We start from the raw sequence: 21,630 nt of genomic DNA on the forward strand, positions 1-21,630 counted from the left end.
CCGCTATGAAAAGCCCTCAACCGACCGTGTCCATGGCGGATAAAGTTGCCCTGATCGACAGCCTCTGCGCCAAGGCGCGGATCCTGCCGGTGATAACCATCGCCCGCGAACAGGACATCCTGCCGCTGGCCGATGCCCTGGCAGCCGGCGGTTTGACCGCATTGGAAGTGACCCTGCGCTCCGAGTTCGGCCTTAAGGCCATTCAGGTACTGCGCGAGCAACGCCCTGAATTGTGCACCGGTGCTGGCACCGTGCTCGACCGCCACATGCTCGAAGCGGCCGAGGTGGCCGGTTCGCAATTTATCGTCACCCCTGGCATTACCCGCGATCTGCTGGAAGCCTCGGTGCACAGCCCGATCCCGCTGCTGCCCGGCATCAGCAATGCTTCCGGCATCATGGAAGGCTATGGCCTGGGTTATCGCCGCTTCAAGCTGTTCCCGGCGGAAGTCAGCGGCGGCGTGGCGGCGATCAAGGCCCTGGGCGGCCCGTTCGGCGAAGTTAAATTCTGCCCAACCGGCGGCGTTGGCCCGGCCAACATCAAAAACTACATGGCGTTGAAAAACGTGATGTGCGTGGGCGGTAGCTGGATGCTCGACCCTGAATGGGTCAAGAACGGCGACTGGGCCCGTATCCAGGAAGTCACCGCACAGGCGCTGGCGCTGCTGGACTGATCTGATTTACCGAATCGTTGTTGCTGTGCTTAACGGCATTTTTGCGGTGCACTTGGTCGGTGTACCGCTTTTTTTTGCCTGCAAAAAACTATCAAATCGAACTCCGATCAATGTGGGAGCTGGCTTGCCTACGATGGCGGTGTATCAGTTAATACATCCTAACCTGACCCACCGCCATCGCAGGCCAGCCAGCTCCCACTTTTTTAGGCCGTGCTCAGCTTGATGACTGCATTAACCAACACATCCATGTCCGCCGCCGACGTCACCAGCCCCGGCGTCACCCGAATACAGCTGCCAAACGCCGCACCCGTGCGCGTGGTGGTAAACAAGCCATAGTCCTTGAGCAACCGATCCACCATCTCCTGCTGATCCCGCCCAGTAAACTTGAACGCCGTAATCGCGCAATACAGCCGCGGATCATCCGGCGTCAGCACCTCAATCCCCGGCAACCCGCGCACCTGGCTCACCCAGCGATCACGTAGGTAATTGACCCGTGCGCCCTTGGCCGCCGAGCCGCCCAGGTTGCGATGCTCCTCCAGCACCAGCGGTAAGGTCATCAACGCCGGAAAGTTCGGCGTGCTGTAGGACGTACGCGCACGCACGTCGCTGGCCGGGTAGTGAAACTCGCCCATGTCCGGGTCGATATCGGCCAGGCGCTCCGGGGCGATATACAGAAAGCCCAGGGTCAGCGGCGCACCGATCCATTTATGCAGGTTGAACCCGGCGAACTGAATGCCCAGTTCGGCCAGGTTGAATTCAATCTGGCCCAACGCATGGGCGCCATCCAGAATCACGTCCACGCCATGCTCACGGGCCGCCTTGGCGATGGCTGCCACGGGCATCACCAGGCCGGTGCGGTGGGTGACATGGGTCAGCGCCATCAGCTTGAGGCGCGGGTACTGCACGAACGCATCGCGATAGGTCTGCACCAGGCTGTCGAAACTGGCCGGGTGGGTCTGGGAAAGTTCGACGACTTCCACGCCACGAACACCGGCCAACCAGCGCATGGCGCCTTTGACCGTGTCGTACTCCAGATCACTGATCAGCACCTGATCGCCCGGCCGCAAGCCGTTGTAGTTGCGGATCAACGACTGCAAAGCCTCGGTGGCGTTGCGGGTGAAGGCGATCGCCTCCGGGTCCGCATCGATCAGCCCGGCCAGTTGCCGACGGATCTCGACGTTTTCACCTTGCTCGAAGCGCTGACGCACATACAGCGAGTTGCTGCGGTTGATAAAGGCCACATGCTCCAGATACTGCGCCCGCACAGCACGGCTCATGCGCCCGAAGTAGCCATTTTCCAGATTGATCGGGCCGGGCTCCAGCTCATAGCCCTGGGCGATGGCGTGCCAGTGACGTTCGTTGTCCGCATTCCTTGGCATAGCGTGCGCTCTTTAATGACGGGGGGCAGGTTTGCCGTGTTTTACGCGCAGCGGCTCCAGCAGTTCGGACAGGCCGTTGTGGTCGATTTCCTGCATCAAGGCCAGCAAACCGCCCAGCTCGCTGTGGGGAAAACCTTCACGGGCAAACCAGTTCAGGTAAGGGCCGGGCAGGTCGGCGATGATCCGTCCCTTGTACTTGCCGAAGGGCATTTCGCGGGTGATCAGCAGTTCGAGTTTTTCGGGGTTCATGGTCTTCAGGGGCTGGAGTCGAGACCTTGGAAAATACAGGCATTCTGCATGAAGGCCAAATGACAGATCATGCAAATAACGTACATACAGATGGTTCAATATTTCGTAAGTGTCTGAAATATATCAATAAAGTAATTTTTAAAAACCTGGCACGGGCGCTGCAATCATTAAGACAACCTTCTTAACCCGCACAAGGAATTGAAAAATGACTGACATCAATAAAGAATCGATCTCCGTACTCAACGACCTGATCGAGACCAGCAAAGACGGCCAGGAAGGCTTCAAAACCTGCGCTGAAGATATCAAGCACCCAGAATTGAAAGCGCTGTTCACCAAGCGCTCTGTTGACTGCGCCACTGCCGCAGCCGAGTTGCAAACAGCTGTGCGTGCCCTGGGCGGCGATCCGGAAGAATCCGGTTCGGTTGCAGGCGCTCTGCACCGTGGTTGGGTCGACGTGAAGTCGCTGGTCACTGGTAAAGATGAAGAGGCCGTGCTGAACGAAGCCGAGCGCGGTGAAGACCACGCCCTCAAGGCTTACAAGGAAGCGATCGAAAAGATCAACAAGCACAACCTGCTGGGTATTCGTGACCTGGTTGAGCGTCAGTTCCACGGCGCACAACGCAACCACGACCAAGTGAAAGCGCTGCGTAACCAGGCTCGCGCTAACTCGTAAGCCCAGTGCTGTAACCCAATAATGTGGGAGCGGGCTTGCTCGCGAATACGGAATGTCAGTCAACATCTAAGGTGACTGATCCACCGCTTTCGCGAGCAAGCCCGCGCCCACATTTGTTTTGTATTAACTTTGAAGCTGCTCTCAGCCAATGCTGATCGGCGGCAGATCAGTCAACGTCACAACCTGCTGCTTACGCGGCGCGAGAATTTCCGCCTCACCGTCCACCACCAGCTCATCGCGCTGGTTGAATACGCGGGTGGCGATGCGCACACGAAACTTGGGCAACTTCTCCAGAATTTCCAGGCGCACGGTCAAGGTGTCGCCGATTTTTACCGGCTTCTGAAAGCTCATCTGCTGGCCGATGTAGATGGTGCCCGGCCCAGGCAACTCGCAGGCTACCGCCGCACTGATCAGTGCGCCGCTGAACATGCCGTGGGCGATACGCTCCTTGAACATGGTCGCCTTGGCGTACTCGGCATCCAGGTGCACCGGGTTGTGGTCCCCGGACATCGCCGCGAACAACTGGATATCGCGCTCTTCGACGGTTTTGCTGTAGCTGGCGGTCTGGCCGACCTCGAGGGCTGCGTATGGGGTGTTGGTAACCTGGGTCATCTAAAGGTGCATCCTGTGGCTAATCGGTAATTTAATAGGCTGATTTTAAAGGAAAAAATTATTCGCAGCGCGCCGGCCTGCGTAACGTCAGGGCCTGGTCGAGCCACTTCAGCACATCCGCTGTCACTTCATCGCGGTTGGTTTCGTTGAACACTTCATGACGCGCCTGCGGGTAGATAGTCAATTGCAGGTTCTGGCAGCCGGCCTCACGCAGGGCATGGGCCAGGCTTTTGAGACGTTTGCCTTCACTCACCGGATCACATTCGCCACCCATCACCATAATTGGCAGGCCCGGGTCGATCTGTGCGAGGTTGGACGCTTTGCTGATTTGCTGCAAGCCGCCGAGCAAGTCGACCCACAGTTGGTTGGTGCAGCGAAAGCCGCACAGCGGATCATTGATGTATTTGTCCACCTCCAGCGGGTCGCGGCTGAGCCAGTCAAACGCGGTGCGGTTGGGCTTGAATGCCTTGTTGAATGAGCCGAACGACAGAAAGTCGATCAATGCACTGCGCCCGCGCAGCCCTTGGCGCGCGCGCTCCAGGCGGGCAATGACGCCGGCAGCGCGGTACAGCGCCACTGGCTGGAAATTCGAACCGCTGAGAATCGCCCCATTCAGGCTCGCGCTATGGTGCAACAGGTACGCCTGGGCGATATAGCTGCCCATGCTGTGGCCCAGCAGGATGATCGGCAGGCCCGAATGCTGCTGGCCGATGTGCTGGTTGAGGCTGGCCAGGTCGCCCACCACTTTGTTCCAGCCGTCCTTTTCGGCGTACAGCCCCAGCGTGCCCTCGTCGGCGGTGCGGCCATGGCCACGCTGGTCCGGTGCGTACAGGCCGTAGCCGGCTGCGCACAAAGACTCGGCCAGGCGTGCATAGCGCCCGCTGTGTTCGGCCATGCCGTGGGACAGCATGATCATGGCCTCGGCGGGCCCGTCCGGCAGCCATTGATTGACGTACAGGCGGCTGCGGTCATTCGCGGTCAGCCAGAAGGTGCTGTGGTTCATAGCGCTTCCTTTGCTCAGGGTCGTTGCAGTGTATAGCTCATCTGGCCGGGGCTGGTGTATCTGCCTACACGTTAGGGGCAAGATTCATACAATAAATGACACAGTTGCGCGTATTTGCCTGTTTGGCCATAGCTGCTAACGTCCCCAAAGCTCCGCTTTTTATACCAATGAGAAAGCGGCCGGACACACTCAGGTACGAGGATAAGAATAATGCAACCTGATTTCTGGAATGACAAACGCGCGGCGGGCGTTCCCAATGATATCGACCTCACTACCTATAAATCGGTGATCGAAGTCTTTGAACGCTCCTGCAAGGCCTTTGCCGACCGTCCGGCGTTCAGCAACATGGGCATCACCCTGACCTACGCCGAGCTTGAGCGCCAAAGTGCCGCGTTCGCCGGCTACCTGCAAAACCACACCGACCTCAAGCCTGGCGAGCGCATCGCGGTGCAGATGCCCAACGTGCTGCATTACCCGATTGCGGTGTTCGGCGCGCTGCGCGCCGGGTTGGTCGTGGTCAACACCAACCCGTTGTACACCCCGCGTGAGATGCGCCACCAGTTCAAGGACGCCGGCGTGCGCGCGCTGGTCTACCTCAACTTGTTCGGTTCGCGGGTGCAGGACGTGTGCACCGATACCGAGATCGACTACCTGATCGAAGCCAAAATGGGCGACTTCATGCCCACCGCCAAAGGCTGGCTGGTCAACACTGTGGTCGACAAGGTCAAGAAAATGGTCCCGGCCTACAGCCTGCCGCGTGCGGTGTCGTTCAAGCGCGCCTTGCGCATGGGCGCGGGCCAGGCGGTGGTTCGCCATCCGGTGACCCTGGATGATATCGCCGTGCTGCAATACACCGGCGGCACCACTGGCCTGGCCAAGGGCGCGATGCTCACCCACGGCAATCTGGTAGCGAATATGCAGCAGGCGCGGGCGTGCATGTCCCAGGTCTCGGACGATGGCCAGCCGCTGGTGAAAGAAGGGCAGGAGGTGATGATCGCGCCACTGCCGCTGTATCACATCTATGCCTTCACGGCGAACTGCATGTGCATGATGGTGACCGGCAACCACAACGTGCTGATCACCAACCCGCGCGACATCGGCGGGTTTATCAGGGAGCTGAAAAAGTGGCGGTTCTCCTGCCTGCTCGGGCTGAACACGCTGTTCGTGGCGCTCATGGACCACCCCGATTTCAAGACCCTGGATTTCTCCCATCTCAAGATCACTAACTCCGGTGGCACCGCGCTGGTCAAGGCCACTGCCGAGCGCTGGAAGGCGCTGACCGGTTGCTCCATCGGCGAAGGCTACGGCCTCACCGAAACCTCGCCGGTGGCCAGCACCAACCCCTACGGCAGCCAGTCGCGGCTGGGCACCGTGGGCATTCCGGTGCCGGGTACGGCCATGAAGGTGATTGATGATGAAGGCCGCGAGTTGCCCTTGGGCGAGCGCGGCGAGCTGTGCATCAAAGGCCCGCAGGTGATGAAGGGCTATTGGCAGCAACCCGTGGCCACCGCCGAGACACTCGACGCCGAAGGCTGGCTCAAAACCGGTGATATTGCGGTGATCGACGCCGATGGTTTTGTCAGCATTGTGGATCGCAAGAAGGACCTGATCATCGTCTCGGGCTTCAATGTGTACCCCAACGAGATCGAAGACGTGGTGATGGCGCATCCGGCAGTGGCCAATTGCGCGGTAATCGGCGTACCGGACGAACGCACCGGCGAGGCGGTGAAGCTGTTTGTGGTGGCGCGCGCCCAGGGCGTGAGCGTTGAGGAATTGAAGGCGTACTGCAAGACCAACTTCACCGGGTACAAGGTGCCCAAGCACATTGTGTTGCGTGAGTCGCTGCCGATGACGCCGGTGGGCAAGATTCTGCGCAGGGAGCTGCGCGACATCGCCTGAGCTTGAATTGAAATGCAATCAAACATGTGGGAGCTGGCTTGCCTGCGATAGCTATATATCAGTCACCAGATTTATCGACTGATTCACCGCTATCGCAGGCAAGCCAGCTCCCACATTGCTATTTATCGCTCCGTAAAGCCCATTCCAGAGCCATTTCCTGGCTTATAGAATCTTTGCTCTAAAAATGACCACTAGATATTCTTGAGTCATGTTTATGACTGTAGGGCCTTCTTTTGGCTCTAGGCGGCCCTTGGCAAAGCTGCTACTCTCGGCGCGCTTTGTGACTTCTCGGCCTGCTTGAAAGCGCCAGACTCACCTAAAAAAACATACACCAATAATAATCGCATCAAATGCGATGATGAATTCGCGTCGCTGAGGAGTGGGCTTCCATGAACGAAGACTTTTGGAAGGATAAGTACCCCGCCGGGATTGCTGCAGACATCAATCCAGACGAGTATCAGAATATTCAGGCGGTACTGAAACAGTCCTGCCAGCGCTTCGCCGACAAACCGGCTTTCAGCAACCTGGGCAAGACCATCACCTACGGTGAACTGTACGAATTGTCCGGCGCCTTCGCCGCCTACCTGCAACAGCATACCGACTTGAAGCCGGGCGATCGAATCGCCGTGCAACTGCCCAACGTCCTGCAATACCCGGTGGCCGTGTTTGGCGCCATCCGTGCTGGCCTGATCGTGGTCAACACCAACCCGCTGTACACCGCGCGGGAAATGGAACACCAATTCAATGATTCCGGGGCCAAGGCCCTGGTTTGCCTGGCGAACATGGCGCACCTGGCTGAAAAAGTCGTGCCCAAGACCGCCGTCAAACACGTGATCGTCACCGAAGTCGCTGACTTGCTGTCGCCGTTCAAGCGCCTGCTGATCAACAGCGTCATCAAATACGTGAAGAAAATGGTCCCGGCCTATCACTTGCCCAAGGCGATCAAGTTCAACGACGTGCTGGCCAAGGGGCACGGTCAACCGGTCAACGACGCCAGCCCCGCCAGCGGCGATGTGGCCGTGCTGCAATACACCGGCGGCACCACCGGCGTGGCCAAGGGCGCGATGCTTACCCACCGCAACCTCGTCGCCAACATGTTGCAGTGCAAGGCGCTGATGGGCTCCAACCTCAACGAAGGCTGCGAGATCCTGATCACGCCGCTGCCGCTGTACCACATCTATGCGTTCACCTTTCATTGCATGGCGATGATGCTGATCGGCAACCACAACATCCTGATCAGCAACCCGCGCGACCTGCCGGCGATGGTCAAGGAACTGTCGAAGTGGAAGTTCAGCGGCTTTGTCGGCTTGAACACCCTGTTCGTGGCGCTGTGCAATAACGAGGCATTTCGCAAGCTGGACTTTTCCGCGCTCAAAGTCACCCTGTCGGGCGGCATGGCCCTGCAACTGGCGGCCGCTGAGCGCTGGAAAGCCGTGACCGGCTGTGGCATCTGCGAAGGTTACGGCATGACCGAAACCAGCCCGGTGGCCACCGTCAACCCGATCCAGCATATCCAGATCGGCACCATCGGCATTCCGGTGCCATCCACGGTGTGCAAAGTCATCGCCGACGACGGCACCGAGTTGGCACTGGGCGAAACCGGCGAGCTGTGTGTGAAAGGCCCGCAGGTGATGAAGGGCTACTGGTTGCGCGACGACTCCACCGCCGAAATGCTCGACAGCGAAGGCTGGTTGAAGACCGGTGACATCGCGATCATCCAGCAAGACGGCTACATCCGCATTGTCGACCGCAAGAAAGACATGATTCTGGTCTCCGGTTTCAACGTCTACCCCAACGAGCTGGAAGACGTGCTGACAAGCCTGCCGGGCGTGCTGCAATGTGCGGCCATCGGTGTGCCGGATGAAAAGTCCGGTGAGCACATCAAGATCTTTATCGTGGTCAAGCCAGGGGCGACCCTGACCAAGGACCAAGTGATGGAACACATGCGCGCCAATGTCACCGGCTACAAGGTGCCCAAGGCCGTGGAGTTCCGCGATGCATTGCCGACCACCAACGTGGGCAAGATCCTGCGCCGTGAGTTGCGTGATGAAGAGCTGAAGAAGCTCGGCCTTAAAAAGTAACCAATAAAAAACCCCGCTGATGCGGGGTTTTTTATGGCTGCTGATCTTTCAGCATTGAAATACATTCCAAATGTGGGAGCGGGCTTGCTCGCGAATGCGGTGTGTCAGTGGCACATCCGGTGACTGACACTCTGCATTCGCGAGCAAGCCCGCTCCCACATTTTGCTCCGTTTTCCTACAAGGAGAACTGCGCGAAGCCCACGCCGGCACCCGCCGGGCGCACATCCTTCAAGAACGAATCCTTATCCGCGCTCAGCTCCAGGGTAATCTCCGGCTTGCGCTTGCCCGCATTGCGCACCACCAGCCCTTCGATGTGTTCGCGCAGGAACGCCGTCGGCACCTTCAAGTGCAGCAACTGGTCCGTCTCGGCGTTGTGCATCAACAAGTGAACCCACTCGTACTGGCCCACACCAATGCGCACCAGCGGCAGGTCGAACCACCAGATGTTGCGTTTGCGGTCCAGGTCGGTGAAGTGGCAGTTGTTGACGCCGAGTACGGCACCGCCCAGTTCCTGGTTTCTGCGGGCGATGGCCTGTGCTTTATTGAGTTTCATAACCTTCCTACGGGATCTGTTATTCAGCGTTATAGCCTGAATGTGCCGGGCATTCTCGTGGGTTGGCGGCAAAACATAAAGTCAAACCTGTCGCCGGCGATGAAATGCGTGATGAAAATAATTGAAACTCTGCCGAACGGCCGCCGGTCAATCTTTAGGTAATGACCAAAACCCTTGATTGTTCTTTCGGAGAAATACCATGAGCAGCACATCGGATAAGGCAAAAGGTTTGGCCAACGAAGCCGTTGGTAACATCAAGCAAGGCGTTGGCAAAGTGACTGGCAACGACAAACTGCGCGCTGAAGGCGTGGTTCAGGAAAAGAAAGGCGAAGTGCAGAAAGCCGTCGGCGACACCAAAGATGCGGTAAAAAAAGCCGTCAAGTAAGACTGAATCGCCGGCTGGATTCATGCAGCCCGACGGCCATCTACGGATGGCCGTTTTTGTGTAAAACGTGCAACTAAAGTTTGGAAATTGTTTCAAAGTCGCCAAATGGGCTACTTTGATGTAGAAAACGGCCCCTGAGTCGCCCACGACCTCACCCTTTTGCGGCGAAAGGAGACGCTATGATTTTTCCAGTACTAGACGGCCTCAAGCTCCACAAAGTGCTGGTGCGCACCGTCAAGGAATTCGTCGATGACGAAATGCCCACCTACGCCTCGGCACTGGCCTACCAGATGCTGTTCTCGCTGTTTCCCTTCCTGCTGTTCCTGATTGCCCTGATCGGTTTCCTGCACCTGCCGGACTTTTTCACCTGGCTGCGCATGCAGTCGGAACTGGTGTTGCCGCCTCAGGCGCTGGAGCAGGTCAACCCGGTGATCGACCAGTTGCAGCAGTCCAAGGGCGGTTTGCTTTCGGTGGGTATCGTCATCGCGCTGTGGACCGCCTCGGCCGGCGTGCGCCTGATGATGAGCGCAATGAACGCCGCCTACGACGTGGTCGAAGGCCGGCCGATCTGGAAGCGCTTCCCGCTGTCGATTTTCTACACCGTCGGCATCGCCGGCATGTTGCTCGCTGCTGCCGCACTGATGGTGCTCGGGCCGCAGGTGATGGAATGGCTCGCCGGGCAGATCGGCATGCAGGAATTCGTGGTGACCTTATGGACCATCCTGCGCTGGCCCTTGATCGTGATTCTGCTGATGTTCGCCGTGGCCCTCATGTACTACGTGATGCCCGATGTGGAGCAGAAATTCCGCTTTATCACCCCAGGCTCAGTGTTGGCCGTGGTGGTGTGGATTATCGCCTCGCTGGGCTTTGGTTATTACGTCAAAACCTTTGCCGACTACAACGCCATGTATGGCAGTATCGGTGCGATCATCGTCCTGCTCCTGTACTTCTATATTTCCGCCGCCGTGTTGTTGCTCGGGGCGGAGATGAATGCTGTGATCGAGCATATGTCGGCTGAAGGCAAAGACCCAGGGGAAAAGGAATTCGATGAAGACAGCCACACGGATGAAAAACAGCACGTCTCAGGCCTAGGCCGGGACCACTCCAAGCCCACTACCGATGAAGTCTGATCGATGATCCGTGAAATCCTGAAAATGGGCGACGAGCGCCTGCTGCGTATCGCGCCACCGGTTCCGCCGGAAATGTTCGACAGCCCTGAGCTGTGGCAATTGATTGATGACATGTTCCAGACCATGGAACACGTCGGCGGTGTCGGCCTGGCCGCCCCGCAGATTGGTGTGGACCTGCAGTTGGTGATCTTCGGTTTCGAGGCCAGCGAACGCTACCCGGACGCGCCGCCGGTGCCGCAGACCATCCTGATCAACCCGCTGATCACACCGCTCAGCCCGGTGCTGGAAGAAGGTTACGAAGGTTGCCTGTCGGTGCCCGGCCTGCGCGGTGCGGTGGACCGTTACCAGCAGATTCGCTACGAGGGTTTTGATCCCAAGGGCGAGCCGATTGTGCGCGTTGCCGACGGCTTCCATGCGCGGGTGGTGCAGCATGAATGCGATCACCTGATCGGCCGGTTATACCCCTCGCGGATTACCGACTTCAGCAAGTTCGGGTTTATCGAAGTGATGTTCCCGGATATGGATCCAAACGCTGACGAGTGAGTCTCTGACGCGCTCATAACTAAATGTGGGAGCGGGGCTTGTGTGGGAGCTGGCTTGCCTGCGATAGCATCGCCTCGGTGACACTGATACACCGAGGCGCCTGCATCGCAGGCAAGCCAGCTCCCACACAAGCCCACTCCCACATTTGGCTTGCATTTCAACCGAACTATTTGATGGGTTTGATAAACCGCAACGTCATCCGATCCGACTCCCCAATCGCCAGATACTTGGCCTTATCCTGCTCCCCATACCGCAACGACGGCGGCAACGTCCACACGCCGCCCGGGTAGTCCTTGGTGTCTTTGGAGTTGGCATTCACCTCGCTTTGCCCAGCCAGCTTGAACCCGGCATCCGTCGCCAGTTTCACCACTTGCGCCGTGGTCAGGTAGCCACTGTCCTTGATCGCTTCCAGGTCCGCGCCGTCTTTGGCCCGGTGATCTTCCACGCCCAGTACACCGCCGGGTTTGAGCACGGTGTAGAACGCGCTGAAGGTCGCCGGTGCGGTGCCCGCATCGACCCAGTTATGCACATTGCGAAAGGTCAGCACCGCGTCCACCGAAGCCGGTTTGCCGAACACCGGGGCTTTAGGGTTGAACTCGACGACTTCGGCCTTGGCATAGCGCGCAGGGTCGGCGGCGAATTTGTTTTTCAGGTTCTGTTCGGACGTCGCGGCGTAAGCGCTGCTGCTGGCTGCTTGCACGGCGGCGATGTAATGCCCGTGGTCCTTGAGCAGCGGCGCGAGAATTTCGCTGAACCAACCGCCGCCCGGGGTGATCTCGATCACGCTCTGTTTGGCGCTCAGGCCAAAGAACTCCAGGGTTTGCTGCGGGTGGCGGTAGCCGTCACGCGCGCTGTTAGCCGGGTCGCGCCAACTGCCGGCCAACACGCTGGCGTATTGCTCGGCGGTAATCGGCGCATCCGCTGCCTGGCTTAAAGCCGGAAAGAGCAGGGCGGTGAGGGACAGAGCTGCAAGCGTCGTTTTCATGATCATCCTGTAAGGGGCCACTGTGCGCTCGAGGCTAGCACGGGCCATGCACGGGTCGATCACACATTATCCGCAGTTGTCCTTCCTAAAGGTTCTAAGCCCATGGCGATCATTGGCTTGTTGCGTTTGTAGCGCACCAAGCGCTCGCTTAAAGATTGAGGCAGTGTGGTTTCCTGGGTAAAACCCATGCGCTGATACAACCCTTCCAGGTCTGGATGGCACAGCAACCACACCGTGCCTTCCACATCGGCCACTGCCGCAGCAATCAACCGCGCCGCCAGCCCTTGGCCGCGATACGCCGGGTCGACAAACACGCCGGTTAACCATTGCCCGCCCACCACAGGCGACAGGCACAGCCCGGCGACAATCTCGCTGTCGCGCGCCACCCACAAGCGCCCGCCCTTGAGCGCCTTCATCGACGAATTATGGCGGCGGTAAAACTTGTTCAGCAGCGGCCACAATGGCTCTGCCAGCAATTGGAGGTGCAGTTCGGGCATGGTGTGTGGGCAACGTAATCAAGGGCCGCCGATTATAAGCGCCTTCTGCCGGGCAATAGGTGGTATACCCAGTGTTACATCCCCTTCACGTGGAGCATGCATCATGGCCAAAGGTATGGATTCAAAGAAAGCCGCGAAGAAAAAACCGGCAAAGACCGCCGATGAAAAACGCGCCGAGAAAAAAACCAAGAAGTCCGAAGCCGGCCTGTTCGGTCACTGAGTTACAAGCTTAGAACCAATCGATCTGCAAGATTTTTGCGTCTCGCTGCACAGAGCAGGAAACACCTGCTCTGAGCTGCCGATGGCCAACTACCTTGATCTGACCCAACGCCGGGAAATCGAAGCCCTGGCGCGCAGTTTTACCGCAATCACCGAATGGCCAACCTGGTTGCTGCTGATTGGCGTATACGCCGGCTGGTTCGCCGTGATCCTCGCCAGTCACTGGCTGGGCCTGTGGCTGAGCACTGCGTTGCTGATCCCGCTGGTGACGCTCTGGCTGTCGGTGCAACACGAATTGCTGCATGGCCATCCCACCCGTTCGCCCCTGATCAACAAACTGCTCGGCTACGCGCCTTTTGCCGTGTGGTATCCCTACACGTTGTACCGCGACAGTCACCTGTTGCATCACAACGATGAAGACCTGACCCTGCCGGGCATCGACCCGGAAAGCCGTTACCTCAATCAACACCAGTGGGATAACAGCTCGTTGCTCCAGCGCGGCGTGCACTGGCTGACCAAAACTCTACTTGGGCGTTTTCTGCTGGCAGCGCCGCTGGCCATCGCCCGATTGGCACGTCATCAATTCCAGCGCCTGCCCCAGGTGTGGCCGATGTGGCTGGCCCACGGCGGCGTGACCATCCTGATGCTGAGCTTTATTGCCCACTACAGCGCAATCCCTGTATGGCATTACCTGCTGCTGGTGACCGCGCCAGCCTTGTCCCTGGCGTCAATCCGTTCCTACTATGAACACCGCCCACACCTGCAGCCGGAACAGCGTACGGTGCTCAACGAAGCGTCCTGGCCGTGGACCTGGCTGTTCCTCAATAACAACCTGCATCTGGTGCACCACGACTTGCCCAAGTTGCCCTGGTATCTATTGCCCACGGTCTACCGGGCGCGACGTGAACAATGGGTGGCGCGCAGCGGCGGTTTTCTGGTGCAGGGTTATGGCCAGTTGCTCAGCCGCCACGGCCTCAAGGCCATCGACAGCCCAAGGCACCCTTTTGCGTGAGAGACGACCATGAGTGACCACTACGCCGAGTTGTTGATGTACGTCGCGCCTGCAGCCGTGCAACAGGCCAACCAAGAGTGGCTGGCGCGTATTTTCGAGCGCCTGGACCTGACACGCCGCAACGCTGACCACCTCGACCTGCACGGCCTGTGGCTGGCGCCCGAACTGCTGGTGACGCAAACCTGTGGCTACCCGCTCATGACCCAACTGCGCGGCAAAGTGCGCGTGATCGGCCGCCCGCGCTACGAGTTGGCTCACAGCAGCAACGGTGAACATTGCAGCCTGTTGCTGACCCGCGACGACAACCCGCGCACCCAGCTTGCGGACTTTTATAACAGCCGTGGCGTGATCAATGGCCACGACTCCAACAGCGGCATGAACTTACTGCGTGAACGCCTTGCACCTTTGCAGCACGACGGCCGATTTTTCGCCAACGTCGGCATCAGCGGCGCCCACCGTGAAAGCTTGCGCTGGCTGCGCGAAGGCCGCGCCGACCTCGCCGCCATCGACAGCGTGACCTACGACTACCTCGCCCGTTTCGCCGCCGAAGAAGTGTCGGGGCTGCGCATCGTCACCCACAGCGCACCGAGCCCGACCCTGCCCTACATCGGCCCGCTGCACTTGAACGATCAGCAAGCGGCGCACATTCGTGACGTGATGAATCAGGCGTTGCAGGATTTACCGCACGTGGTCGCAACCCTGGGCATCCAGGCAGTTCTGCCTGCCAGCGAAGACGACTACCAAGTCCTGCTGAACTATCAACAAGCCGCCGCCACTGCCGGCTACCCGCACCTACGCTGATCGACGCTGATCGTTCCCACGCTCCGCGTGGGAATGCCTCCAGTGACGCTCCGCGTTACGCGTTCAAGAGCAGACGCAGAGCGTCCAGGGCTGCATTCCCACGCAGAGCGTGGGAACGATCATCGTGCGAACAATTGGTTATATAAAAATGAATTTTAAATATTATTAAAGAATAAGCAGCCTTGCTAGGATCGCCCCACCGGAACACCGGACATAACGTGCAACCAACTCAGATGGAGCCACTATGTCCGGCGCCGACACTTCTCACAGCGATTACGTGGGCGGATTGTTCCGCAGTCATTACGACTGGCTGTGCAGCCGTTTGCACCGCCATCTCGATTCCCGCGCACACGCCGAAGACATCGCCGCCGACACCTTCGTCCAGTTGCTGAGTGCGCCCGGCGTACTGCCGATTCGTCAGCCCCGCGCCTTGCTCACTACCATCGCCCAGCGTTTGATGTACCAACTGTGGCGCCGCCGTGACCTCGAACGCGCCTACCTCGATGCCCTCGACAATGACGAAACCTGCAACGCACCGTCGCCCGAAGACCTCGCGCAAATGCTCGAAGCCCTGCAGGCCATCGACCAACTACTCGACGGCTTGCCGGCCAAGGTCAAGGCGACCTTTTTGCTCTCGCAACTCAATGGCCTGACGTACCCCGAGATCGCCGCCGAGCTGGGGATTTCCCAGCGCTCGGTCAGCGACTATATGGCCCGCGCCCTCAACCGTTGCCTGCGGCTGTGCCTGGAATGAACGACGCCCTGATCGACAGCGCTACGCGCTGGTACGTGCTGCTGCGTTCGGGCCAGGCCTCGGCGGCGGACTGGCAGCGCTATCACCAGTGGCGCGCGGCCGACCCGCGCCATGATGCGTTATGCCAGCAACTGGAAGCGCGCCTGGGCGTGTTTCAGATTCCCCAGGCTCAGGGTGTCAGCGGCAAGGTCTTGCAGCAGGCGTTGGATGCGCCTTCCAGCCGTCGCCAGGTGTTGCAGATCGCGCTGGCGGGCGCAGGCGTGGCTATCGGTGCCGCGCTGTTGGCCAAACCCGTAGGCCTGTCGGAGCTGACCGCCGACCTCCGCACCGGCACCGGTGAGCGTCGCACCGTCACCTTGGCCGATGGCAGCGAGTTGCTGCTCAATGCGCAGAGCGCGGCGGATATCCAGTTCAACCCGCAGCAACGCCTGGTGCGCCTGCGCGAAGGCGAGTTACTGGCCAAGGTTGCCAGCGACCGCAACCGCCCCTTTTTGCTTCAGACCGACCAGGCGCGCCTGCACGCCTATGGCAACCGTTTTCTGGTGCGTGAGCGCGAAGGGCAGGGCCAAGTCGTGGCGCTCAATGGCGCGGTACACATCGACAGTCAGAGCGGCGAGCGCCTGCAACTCGCCGCCGGCCATGCAGTGCATTACGACCGTGGCGGTTTCGGCCCGGTGCAGGCCAGTTCATCCGGCGCCACCGCGTGGGTCGATGGCTTCCTGCAAGTGCGCGACCGCCCGCTGGCGGAAGTCATCGAGGCGTTGCGGCCCTATCACAATGGCGTGCTGCGCCTGGACCCTGCCGTAGCCGGGTTGCGCGTCAGTGGTCTTTATCGGCTCGACAACCCACAGCAAATCCTCGACACCCTGGCGCGCACCTTGCCCATTCACATTACCCGCCGCACCGGCCTGTGGGGGACCGTCAATGCTGCCTAGCCTGATCGTTCCCGCGCTCTGCGTGGGAATGCAGCCAAGGACGCTCCGCGTCCCAAAGCGTGACGCGGAGCGTCACAAGAGGCATTCCCACGCAGAGCGTGGGAACGATCATCCGGGTTCTAAGGACATAACCAAACAGTCTGCAAGTTTTGCCCCCGCCAACCCACATCACTCCCGTAAGCGCTGCGGGGAGCAGCGTTCTCGAGTTTCCTTGGGGGGAGCCAAAGTGAGTCAGTTCAACCGTGTGCCGCTTCGAACCTTTGCCCTGGTGCCGTTGGCCAGCCTGCTTTTTTCATTCGCCGCCAGCGCCGAAGACGCGCGTCAGGTCTACCACATCGCCCCTGGCCCACTGGATGAAGTGCTGCTGAACATCAGCCGCCAGAGCGGCCAGGTGATCTCTTTCACGCCGCAACTAGGTAACTATTCGTCGGCTCAGGTCGACGGTTCATTGTCGGCGCAACAGGCCGTGGATGCCGCGCTCAAAGGCACCGGCCTGCAGGTGCAAGTCAGCCCGGACGGTGCGTTTATCATCAAGGAAGGCGCGCAGGCCAGCAGCAATGTTAAGGCCCAAACCAGCGCCGCCCAGGCACCGACCCTCGACCGCGTGGTCGCCATCGGCACCCGTCGCAGCGACGCCACTGCCCTGACCAGCAGCGCCCCGGTGGATGTGATCAACGCCGAAGAACTCAAGCAAACCGGTGCCACCAGCCTCAACCAGGCGCTGTTCCAGTTGCTGCCGTCGTTCAACTTTCCGCAGAACAACAGCGCCACCCGCGGGCAAGACCCCAAGGGTGCGTCGCTGCGTGGCCTGTCGCCCGACCAGACCCTGGTGCTGATCAACGGCAAGCGCCGTCACACCTCGGCGGTGGTGAATATTTCCGGTGGCGTGCCGTTTATTGGCGCGCAGCCGGTAGACCTGGACATGATCCCCATCAGCGCCATCGACCACGTCGAAGTGCTGCGCGACGGTGCCTCGGCGCAGTACGGCTCCGACGCGGTGGCCGGGGTGGTCAACATTGTGCTCAAGGAGCGCGACAGCGGTGGCGGCATCAACACCCAACTGGGCAAATACGCCCAGGGCGACGGCTTCAGCAAGACCACGGATGGCTGGTACGGCATTGGCCTGCCGGGCGATGGTTTCCTGACCCTGAGCTTCAACACCCTGAACAACAAGCCCGATGATATCGGCGACAAATACGTCGCCGACGGCCAAGTGCAAGACCCACGCTGGGGCGGTGCCGGGCGCGACAAATACAACCTGGCCGCCAACGCCGAAATCGGCCTCAACGATAAATGGCGCCTCTACAGCTTCGCCACGTTCGGCCAGGACACCTCGGTCAACAACACGCCGCCGTTACTCGCGAGCAGCCCGAACAATGTGGCGTCGATCTACCCCGGCGGCACCATTCCCAAGTACCGCTATCGCTATGAAGACGGCGCCATCACCGTGGGTACGCGCTATGAAGACGAGTCCATCGGCCGCTTCGACCTGAGCGCCACCTATGGCCGCGACGAGCACGACGAGCTGGCCTTCAACACCGTCAACCCGAGCTACGGTGCCAACAGCCCGACCAAATTCAACGTCGCTACGTTAGTCAACGACCAGACCAATATCACCCTCGACTACGCCAAGGACCTGGACGTGAACTGGTCCAGCCACCCGCTGACGGTTTCGGGCGGCGTGGCCTACCGGCACGAACAATATCGCCTCGAAGCGGGCGATTATGACTCCTACTCGTTTGGCGGTATTGATGGCGTGCAGGTCGGCGCCGTACAAGCCTCCGGCCTGACCCCGGACGATGCCGACACCTTCAAACGCGATGTGGCCGGGGTGTATTTCGGTCTCGAAAACCAGGTCACCGAAAAGCTGCAAGTCGGCGTCGCCGGGCGCACCGAGCACTACTCGGACTTCGGCTCGGCCACCACCGGCAAGCTGTCGGCGCGGTATGACTTCACCCCGAAAGTGGGCCTGCGTGCCACGGTCAACAATGCCTATCACGCACCCAGCCTGGGGCAGATCGGCACGTCATGGACCACCACCACCAACCTCGACGCCAACGGCAACCCGGTGTTGACCCGTATGTTGCCCGCCGACAATCCGGCCGCCCGCGCCCTTGGCGCGCAACCGCTCAAGCCGGAAAAGTCGACCAACTACTCGTTGGGCCTGGTGCTGCGACCTGCCGACAACGCCTCGCTGACCATCGACGCCTACCAGATCTCGATTCGCGACCGCTTGTTGTTCAGCGGTGGTATTTCCGGGCCTTTGGCCGAGCAGATCCTCACCAATGCCGGCTACGGCCAGTATTCCTGGGCGCAGTTCATGACCAACGCCGCCGACACCCGCACCCGGGGTGTCGACATTGTTGGCAAGTACAACCTGGACCTTGCGCAGTTCGGCAACCTGGCCCTGTCGGCTGGCTACACCAAGGCACGCACCACGATTGAGAAGGTCCACGAAAACCCCAACGGTTTTGAAGTGTTGACCCGCGAAGCCCGTGGTTTTGTCGAGCACGGCTACCCCGAAGACAAGCTGGTGTTCGGCGCGGTGCACAAAATCAGCCAATGGACCATCGCCCTTAACCAAACCCGCTACGGCAAATACCGCAAGTATGCGGCCAGCGAGACCAACGCCCAGTACGACCAAGTGTTCAGTGCGCAATGGACCACTGACCTGGACGTGAACTACGCGTTCACCAAGCAACTGCGCGTGTCGGTGGGCGTAAACAACCTGTTCGACAGCAAGCCCGACGACTTCAACAGCCGCCTGCGCCAGACGCCAGGCCAGCAATACAGCTACCTGTCACCGACCGCGCCGGAAGGAGCGTTCTACTACACGCGGCTCAGTTATGACTTTTAACCCGCTCACCGATCGTTCCCACGCTCTGCGTGGGAATGCCTCTTGTGACGCTCTGCGTCACCGGTTGGACGCAGAGCGTCCGGGGCTGCATTCCCACGCGGAGCGTGGGAACGATCATCACCATGAGGTTCTGCATGAAAACAATTAAAAACCTGCTCGGTGGCTCGCTACTGGCGCTCGCTGTGCTGACGCAGCCCACCCAGGCCGCCGAGGCCATCAAACCCATCCACTTCGGCGACATCACCTGGGAAAGCGGCAGCCTGATCACCGAAGTGCTGCGCCTGATCGTCGAGAAAGGCTACGGCCTGCCCACCGACACCTTGCCCGGCAGCACCGTGAGCCTGGAAGCCGCCCTGGCCAAGGACGACATCCAGGTGATCGGCGAAGAGTGGGCCGGGCGCAGTCCGGCGTGGGTCAAGGCCGAGGCCGAAGGCAAAGTATTCGGCCTGGGCGACACGGTCAAAGGCGCCACCGAAGGCTGGTGGGTGCCCGAATACGTGATCAAGGGGGATGCCGAACGCGGCATCAAACCGCTGGCGCCGGAGCTGAAATCGGTGGCCGATCTGGCGCGCTACAAGGACGTGTTCCGCGACCCGGAAGACCCAAGTAAAGGCCGCTTCCTCAACAGCCCCACCGGCTGGACCTCGGAAATCGTCAACAGTCAGAAACTCAAGGCCTATGGCCTGACCGACACCTTCGTCAATTTCCGCACCGGCTCCGGCGCAGCGCTGGATGCTGAAGTGGCCTCCTCGATCCGCCGTGGCAAACCGGTGTTGTTCTACTACTGGTCGCCGACGCCGCTGCTCGGCCGCTTCAAGCTGATCAAACTCGAAGAACCGCCGTTCAACGCCGAAGCCTGGAAAACCCTGGCCGACGCCAACAACCCGCACCCCATTGGCACCCGCTCGATGCCTGCGCACTTGGCGATTGGCGTGTCGGCGCCGTTCAAGGAGCAGTACCCGCAACTGGTGACGTTGTTTGAAAAAGTCGACCTGCCGATCGACCTGCTCAACGGCATCCTCGCGCAGATGAGCGAGAAGCGTGAACAGCCGCGCCAGGTCGCGCTGGCGTTCCTCAAAGAGCAGCCGCACGTGTGGCAGCAATGGGTGCCTGCGGATGTCGCGGCCAAAGTCAAAGCTGGCCTGTAGTTGATCGTTCCCACGCTCCGCGTGGGAATGCATCCCGTGACGCTCTGCGTCACGATTTTAGAGCGGGACGCGGAGCGTCCCTGGCGGCATTCCCACGCAGAGCGTGGGAACGATCGGAGGTAACAATGATGGTTAAGTTTTTCAGTGTGGTCCTGGCTTCACTTGTGTTCTCGGCAGCGGTGTCTGCGGCCGAACCGTCCACCTTGCGTATCGGCTACCAGAAAAGCTCGGTGAGCATGGTGCTGGCCCGTGAGCACAAGCTGTTCGAAGAAGCGCTGCCCGGCACCCAGGTGCAGTGGACCGAATTCCTCGGCGGCCCGCCGCTGATCGAGGCGTTGAACGCCGGCAGCCTGGACATCGGCAATATCGGCGACATCCCGCCGATCTTCGCCCAGGCCGCCGGCATTGATTTGCAGTACTTCGCCGTCGAGCCCAATGAAGGCAAGACCGAAGCGGTGCTGGTGCCCAAAGCTAGCAGCATCCAAAGCGTGGCCGAACTCAAAGGCAAGCGCGTGGCGCTGCTCAAGGGTTCCAGCGCACACAACCTGTTCCTCAAAAGCCTGCTGCGCGCGGGGTTGCAGTGGAAGGATGTAAACGTGGTGTACCTGTCGCCGTCCGACGGCCGCGCGGCGTTTGAGCAAGGCAAAGTCGACGCCTGGGTGGTGTGGGACCCGTACTACTCGGCGGCCGTGGTCGATGGTTCCGCCCGCGTACTGGGTGACGGCCAAGGCCTTAACCCGGCCGGCAGTTTCTTTGTGGTCAACAGCCCATTTGCCAAACAGTACCCGCACGCCGTCGCCACCATCATCAAGACGCTCGGCAAGGCCCAGCGCCTGTCCCTGGACCAGCCCGCAGAAAGCATCGCCTTGATGGCCAAGACCTTGGGCCTGCAACCGGCCGTGGTTAAAAGCTACTTCGAACACCGCTCGCCGGAGCCGATTCGCCCGCTGCAGGCCATCGATATCGCCAACCAGCAACGCACCGCCGACCTGTTCTTCGCCAACGGGCTGATCCCGAAAAAGGTCGATGTGCAGCAAATCGTGTTCAAAGCGCCTAACTGAGCTGTGCACAAATCTCTGTGGCGAGCGGGCTTGCCCCGCGTTGGGCTGCGCAGCAGCCCCAAAACCATTCAACGCGTTTAATCAGGAGTAGCACGGTGGGGTTTGAATGGGGCCGCTTCGCAGCCCAACGCGGGGCAAGCCCGCTCGCCACAAGGTAAACAAGTCCAACGACTTCAATCAGTG

General features: G+C 60.0%; 21 protein-coding genes. 14 read left to right on the forward strand and 7 right to left on the reverse strand.

What is annotated here, in order from left to right; all coding sequences use genetic code 11:
- Positions 1–5: 5 nt before the first annotated feature.
- The gene (locus K0H48_RS07160; protein ID WP_026013852.1) at positions 6–671 is read left to right on the forward strand and encodes a bifunctional 4-hydroxy-2-oxoglutarate aldolase/2-dehydro-3-deoxy-phosphogluconate aldolase; all 666 of its coding nucleotides are present in this window, start codon (positions 6–8) and stop codon (positions 669–671) included.
- 203 nt (positions 672–874) lie between these two features.
- Here the strand turns inward: K0H48_RS07160 and K0H48_RS07165 are convergent, their stop codons facing one another.
- Positions 875–2,050, reverse strand: coding sequence for an aminotransferase class V-fold PLP-dependent enzyme (locus K0H48_RS07165; RefSeq protein ID WP_219266943.1), 1,176 nt, complete (start codon positions 2,048–2,050; stop codon positions 875–877).
- A gap of 12 nt (positions 2,051–2,062) precedes the next feature.
- Complete coding sequence (locus K0H48_RS07170; protein ID WP_219266944.1) at positions 2,063–2,299, reverse strand: DUF3820 family protein; 237 nt, start codon at positions 2,297–2,299, stop codon at positions 2,063–2,065.
- 205 nt (positions 2,300–2,504) lie between these two features.
- On the opposite strand from K0H48_RS07170, the gene K0H48_RS07175 reads away from it, so the two are divergent.
- Positions 2,505–2,972: a PA2169 family four-helix-bundle protein gene (locus tag K0H48_RS07175; RefSeq protein WP_219266945.1), complete on the forward strand. Its 468-nt coding sequence runs from the start codon at positions 2,505–2,507 to the stop codon at positions 2,970–2,972.
- 141 nt (positions 2,973–3,113) lie between these two features.
- Here K0H48_RS07175 and K0H48_RS07180 read toward each other — a convergent pair whose 3' ends face one another.
- Together K0H48_RS07180 and K0H48_RS07185 are read right to left on the reverse strand one after the other, a co-directional pair.
- Positions 3,114–3,584, reverse strand: a complete 471-nt coding sequence (locus K0H48_RS07180; protein ID WP_219266946.1) for a MaoC family dehydratase — start codon at positions 3,582–3,584, stop codon at positions 3,114–3,116.
- Between the two features lie 58 nt (positions 3,585–3,642).
- On the reverse strand, positions 3,643–4,587 hold the full coding sequence (locus tag K0H48_RS07185; RefSeq protein WP_219266947.1) for an alpha/beta hydrolase: 945 nt from the start codon (positions 4,585–4,587) through the stop codon (positions 3,643–3,645).
- Positions 4,588–4,797: 210 nt separating this feature from the next.
- Here K0H48_RS07185 and fadD2 point away from each other — a divergent pair, with 210 nt between their 5' ends.
- Positions 4,798–6,486, forward strand: a complete 1,689-nt coding sequence (gene fadD2 / locus K0H48_RS07190; protein ID WP_219266948.1) for a long-chain-fatty-acid--CoA ligase FadD2 — start codon at positions 4,798–4,800, stop codon at positions 6,484–6,486.
- A gap of 389 nt (positions 6,487–6,875) precedes the next feature.
- Positions 6,876–8,567, forward strand: coding sequence for a long-chain-fatty-acid--CoA ligase FadD1 (fadD1, locus tag K0H48_RS07195; protein WP_219266949.1), 1,692 nt, complete (start codon positions 6,876–6,878; stop codon positions 8,565–8,567).
- 175 nt (positions 8,568–8,742) lie between these two features.
- Here fadD1 and K0H48_RS07200 read toward each other — a convergent pair whose 3' ends face one another.
- Entirely contained in the window at positions 8,743–9,120 is a 378-nt protein-coding gene (locus K0H48_RS07200; RefSeq protein ID WP_219266950.1) for a hypothetical protein, read from the reverse strand.
- Between the two features lie 199 nt (positions 9,121–9,319).
- Here K0H48_RS07200 and K0H48_RS07205 point away from each other — a divergent pair, with 199 nt between their 5' ends.
- The 3 genes from K0H48_RS07205 (at position 9,320) to def (ending at position 11,178) form a co-directional block, all read left to right on the forward strand.
- Positions 9,320–9,505, forward strand: coding sequence for a CsbD family protein (locus K0H48_RS07205; RefSeq protein ID WP_003213044.1), 186 nt, complete (start codon positions 9,320–9,322; stop codon positions 9,503–9,505).
- A 179-nt stretch (positions 9,506–9,684) separates the two neighbouring features.
- On the forward strand, positions 9,685–10,635 hold the full coding sequence (locus tag K0H48_RS07210) for a YihY/virulence factor BrkB family protein (RefSeq protein WP_056858638.1): 951 nt from the start codon (positions 9,685–9,687) through the stop codon (positions 10,633–10,635).
- Positions 10,636–10,638: 3 nt separating this feature from the next.
- Positions 10,639–11,178, forward strand: a complete 540-nt coding sequence (gene def, locus K0H48_RS07215) for a peptide deformylase (protein ID WP_017139199.1) — start codon at positions 10,639–10,641, stop codon at positions 11,176–11,178.
- Positions 11,179–11,344: 166 nt separating this feature from the next.
- Here def and K0H48_RS07220 read toward each other — a convergent pair whose 3' ends face one another.
- Both K0H48_RS07220 and K0H48_RS07225 read right to left on the reverse strand, forming a co-directional pair.
- Positions 11,345–12,163 (reverse strand): class I SAM-dependent methyltransferase, encoded by an 819-nt coding sequence (locus tag K0H48_RS07220; RefSeq protein ID WP_219266951.1) that lies wholly within the window; start codon positions 12,161–12,163, stop codon positions 11,345–11,347.
- Between the two features lie 59 nt (positions 12,164–12,222).
- Positions 12,223–12,660: a GNAT family N-acetyltransferase gene (locus tag K0H48_RS07225; RefSeq protein WP_219266952.1), complete on the reverse strand. Its 438-nt coding sequence runs from the start codon at positions 12,658–12,660 to the stop codon at positions 12,223–12,225.
- Between the two features lie 301 nt (positions 12,661–12,961).
- On the opposite strand from K0H48_RS07225, the gene K0H48_RS07230 reads away from it, so the two are divergent.
- The 7 genes from K0H48_RS07230 (at position 12,962) to K0H48_RS07260 (ending at position 21,447) form a co-directional block, all read left to right on the forward strand.
- Entirely contained in the window at positions 12,962–13,891 is a 930-nt protein-coding gene (locus K0H48_RS07230) for a fatty acid desaturase (protein WP_219266953.1), read from the forward strand.
- 9 nt (positions 13,892–13,900) lie between these two features.
- On the forward strand, positions 13,901–14,692 hold the full coding sequence (locus K0H48_RS07235) for a phosphate/phosphite/phosphonate ABC transporter substrate-binding protein (RefSeq protein ID WP_219266954.1): 792 nt from the start codon (positions 13,901–13,903) through the stop codon (positions 14,690–14,692).
- A 244-nt stretch (positions 14,693–14,936) separates the two neighbouring features.
- Entirely contained in the window at positions 14,937–15,446 is a 510-nt protein-coding gene (locus K0H48_RS07240) for a sigma-70 family RNA polymerase sigma factor (protein WP_219266955.1), read from the forward strand.
- A complete protein-coding gene (locus tag K0H48_RS07245) occupies positions 15,443–16,381 on the forward strand; it encodes a FecR domain-containing protein (protein ID WP_219266956.1) in 939 nt (312 codons plus the stop codon). Before K0H48_RS07240 ends, K0H48_RS07245 begins: the two co-directional genes overlap by 4 nt.
- A gap of 226 nt (positions 16,382–16,607) precedes the next feature.
- Entirely contained in the window at positions 16,608–19,238 is a 2,631-nt protein-coding gene (locus K0H48_RS07250) for a TonB-dependent receptor (RefSeq protein WP_219266957.1), read from the forward strand.
- A 134-nt stretch (positions 19,239–19,372) separates the two neighbouring features.
- On the forward strand, positions 19,373–20,386 hold the full coding sequence (locus K0H48_RS07255; RefSeq protein ID WP_219266958.1) for an ABC transporter substrate-binding protein: 1,014 nt from the start codon (positions 19,373–19,375) through the stop codon (positions 20,384–20,386).
- Positions 20,387–20,514: 128 nt separating this feature from the next.
- Positions 20,515–21,447: an aliphatic sulfonate ABC transporter substrate-binding protein gene (locus K0H48_RS07260; protein WP_219267166.1), complete on the forward strand. Its 933-nt coding sequence runs from the start codon at positions 20,515–20,517 to the stop codon at positions 21,445–21,447.
- Positions 21,448–21,630: the final 183 nt, after the last annotated feature.

The sequence above is a fragment of the Pseudomonas sp. Xaverov 259 genome (assembly GCF_019352915.1).
Classification (GTDB): domain Bacteria; phylum Pseudomonadota; class Gammaproteobacteria; order Pseudomonadales; family Pseudomonadaceae; genus Aquipseudomonas.

Excerpts from the sequence above, each read along its gene's own strand:
- K0H48_RS07255 (WP_219266958.1), top strand. The coding sequence starts at position 19,373 with ATGAAAACAATTAAAAACCTGCTCGGTGGCTCGCTACTGGCGCTCGCT.
- fadD1 (WP_219266949.1), top strand. The coding sequence starts at position 6,876 with ATGAACGAAGACTTTTGGAAGGATAAGTACCCCGCCGGGATTGCTGCA.
- K0H48_RS07160 (WP_026013852.1), top strand. The coding sequence starts at position 6 with ATGAAAAGCCCTCAACCGACCGTGTCCATGGCGGATAAAGTTGCCCTG.
- K0H48_RS07165 (WP_219266943.1), bottom strand. The coding sequence starts at position 2,050 with ATGCCAAGGAATGCGGACAACGAACGTCACTGGCACGCCATCGCCCAG.
- def (WP_017139199.1), top strand. The coding sequence starts at position 10,639 with ATGATCCGTGAAATCCTGAAAATGGGCGACGAGCGCCTGCTGCGTATC.
- K0H48_RS07180 (WP_219266946.1), bottom strand. The coding sequence starts at position 3,584 with ATGACCCAGGTTACCAACACCCCATACGCAGCCCTCGAGGTCGGCCAG.
- K0H48_RS07220 (WP_219266951.1), bottom strand. The coding sequence starts at position 12,163 with ATGAAAACGACGCTTGCAGCTCTGTCCCTCACCGCCCTGCTCTTTCCG.
- fadD2 (WP_219266948.1), top strand. The coding sequence starts at position 4,798 with ATGCAACCTGATTTCTGGAATGACAAACGCGCGGCGGGCGTTCCCAAT.
- K0H48_RS07200 (WP_219266950.1), bottom strand. The coding sequence starts at position 9,120 with ATGAAACTCAATAAAGCACAGGCCATCGCCCGCAGAAACCAGGAACTG.
- K0H48_RS07175 (WP_219266945.1), top strand. The coding sequence starts at position 2,505 with ATGACTGACATCAATAAAGAATCGATCTCCGTACTCAACGACCTGATC.
- K0H48_RS07230 (WP_219266953.1), top strand. The coding sequence starts at position 12,962 with ATGGCCAACTACCTTGATCTGACCCAACGCCGGGAAATCGAAGCCCTG.
- K0H48_RS07240 (WP_219266955.1), top strand. The coding sequence starts at position 14,937 with ATGTCCGGCGCCGACACTTCTCACAGCGATTACGTGGGCGGATTGTTC.
- K0H48_RS07235 (WP_219266954.1), top strand. The coding sequence starts at position 13,901 with ATGAGTGACCACTACGCCGAGTTGTTGATGTACGTCGCGCCTGCAGCC.
- K0H48_RS07205 (WP_003213044.1), top strand. The coding sequence starts at position 9,320 with ATGAGCAGCACATCGGATAAGGCAAAAGGTTTGGCCAACGAAGCCGTT.
- K0H48_RS07210 (WP_056858638.1), top strand. The coding sequence starts at position 9,685 with ATGATTTTTCCAGTACTAGACGGCCTCAAGCTCCACAAAGTGCTGGTG.
- K0H48_RS07185 (WP_219266947.1), bottom strand. The coding sequence starts at position 4,587 with ATGAACCACAGCACCTTCTGGCTGACCGCGAATGACCGCAGCCGCCTG.
- K0H48_RS07260 (WP_219267166.1), top strand. The coding sequence starts at position 20,515 with ATGGTTAAGTTTTTCAGTGTGGTCCTGGCTTCACTTGTGTTCTCGGCA.
- K0H48_RS07225 (WP_219266952.1), bottom strand. The coding sequence starts at position 12,660 with ATGCCCGAACTGCACCTCCAATTGCTGGCAGAGCCATTGTGGCCGCTG.
- K0H48_RS07170 (WP_219266944.1), bottom strand. The coding sequence starts at position 2,299 with ATGAACCCCGAAAAACTCGAACTGCTGATCACCCGCGAAATGCCCTTC.
- K0H48_RS07245 (WP_219266956.1), top strand. The coding sequence starts at position 15,443 with ATGAACGACGCCCTGATCGACAGCGCTACGCGCTGGTACGTGCTGCTG.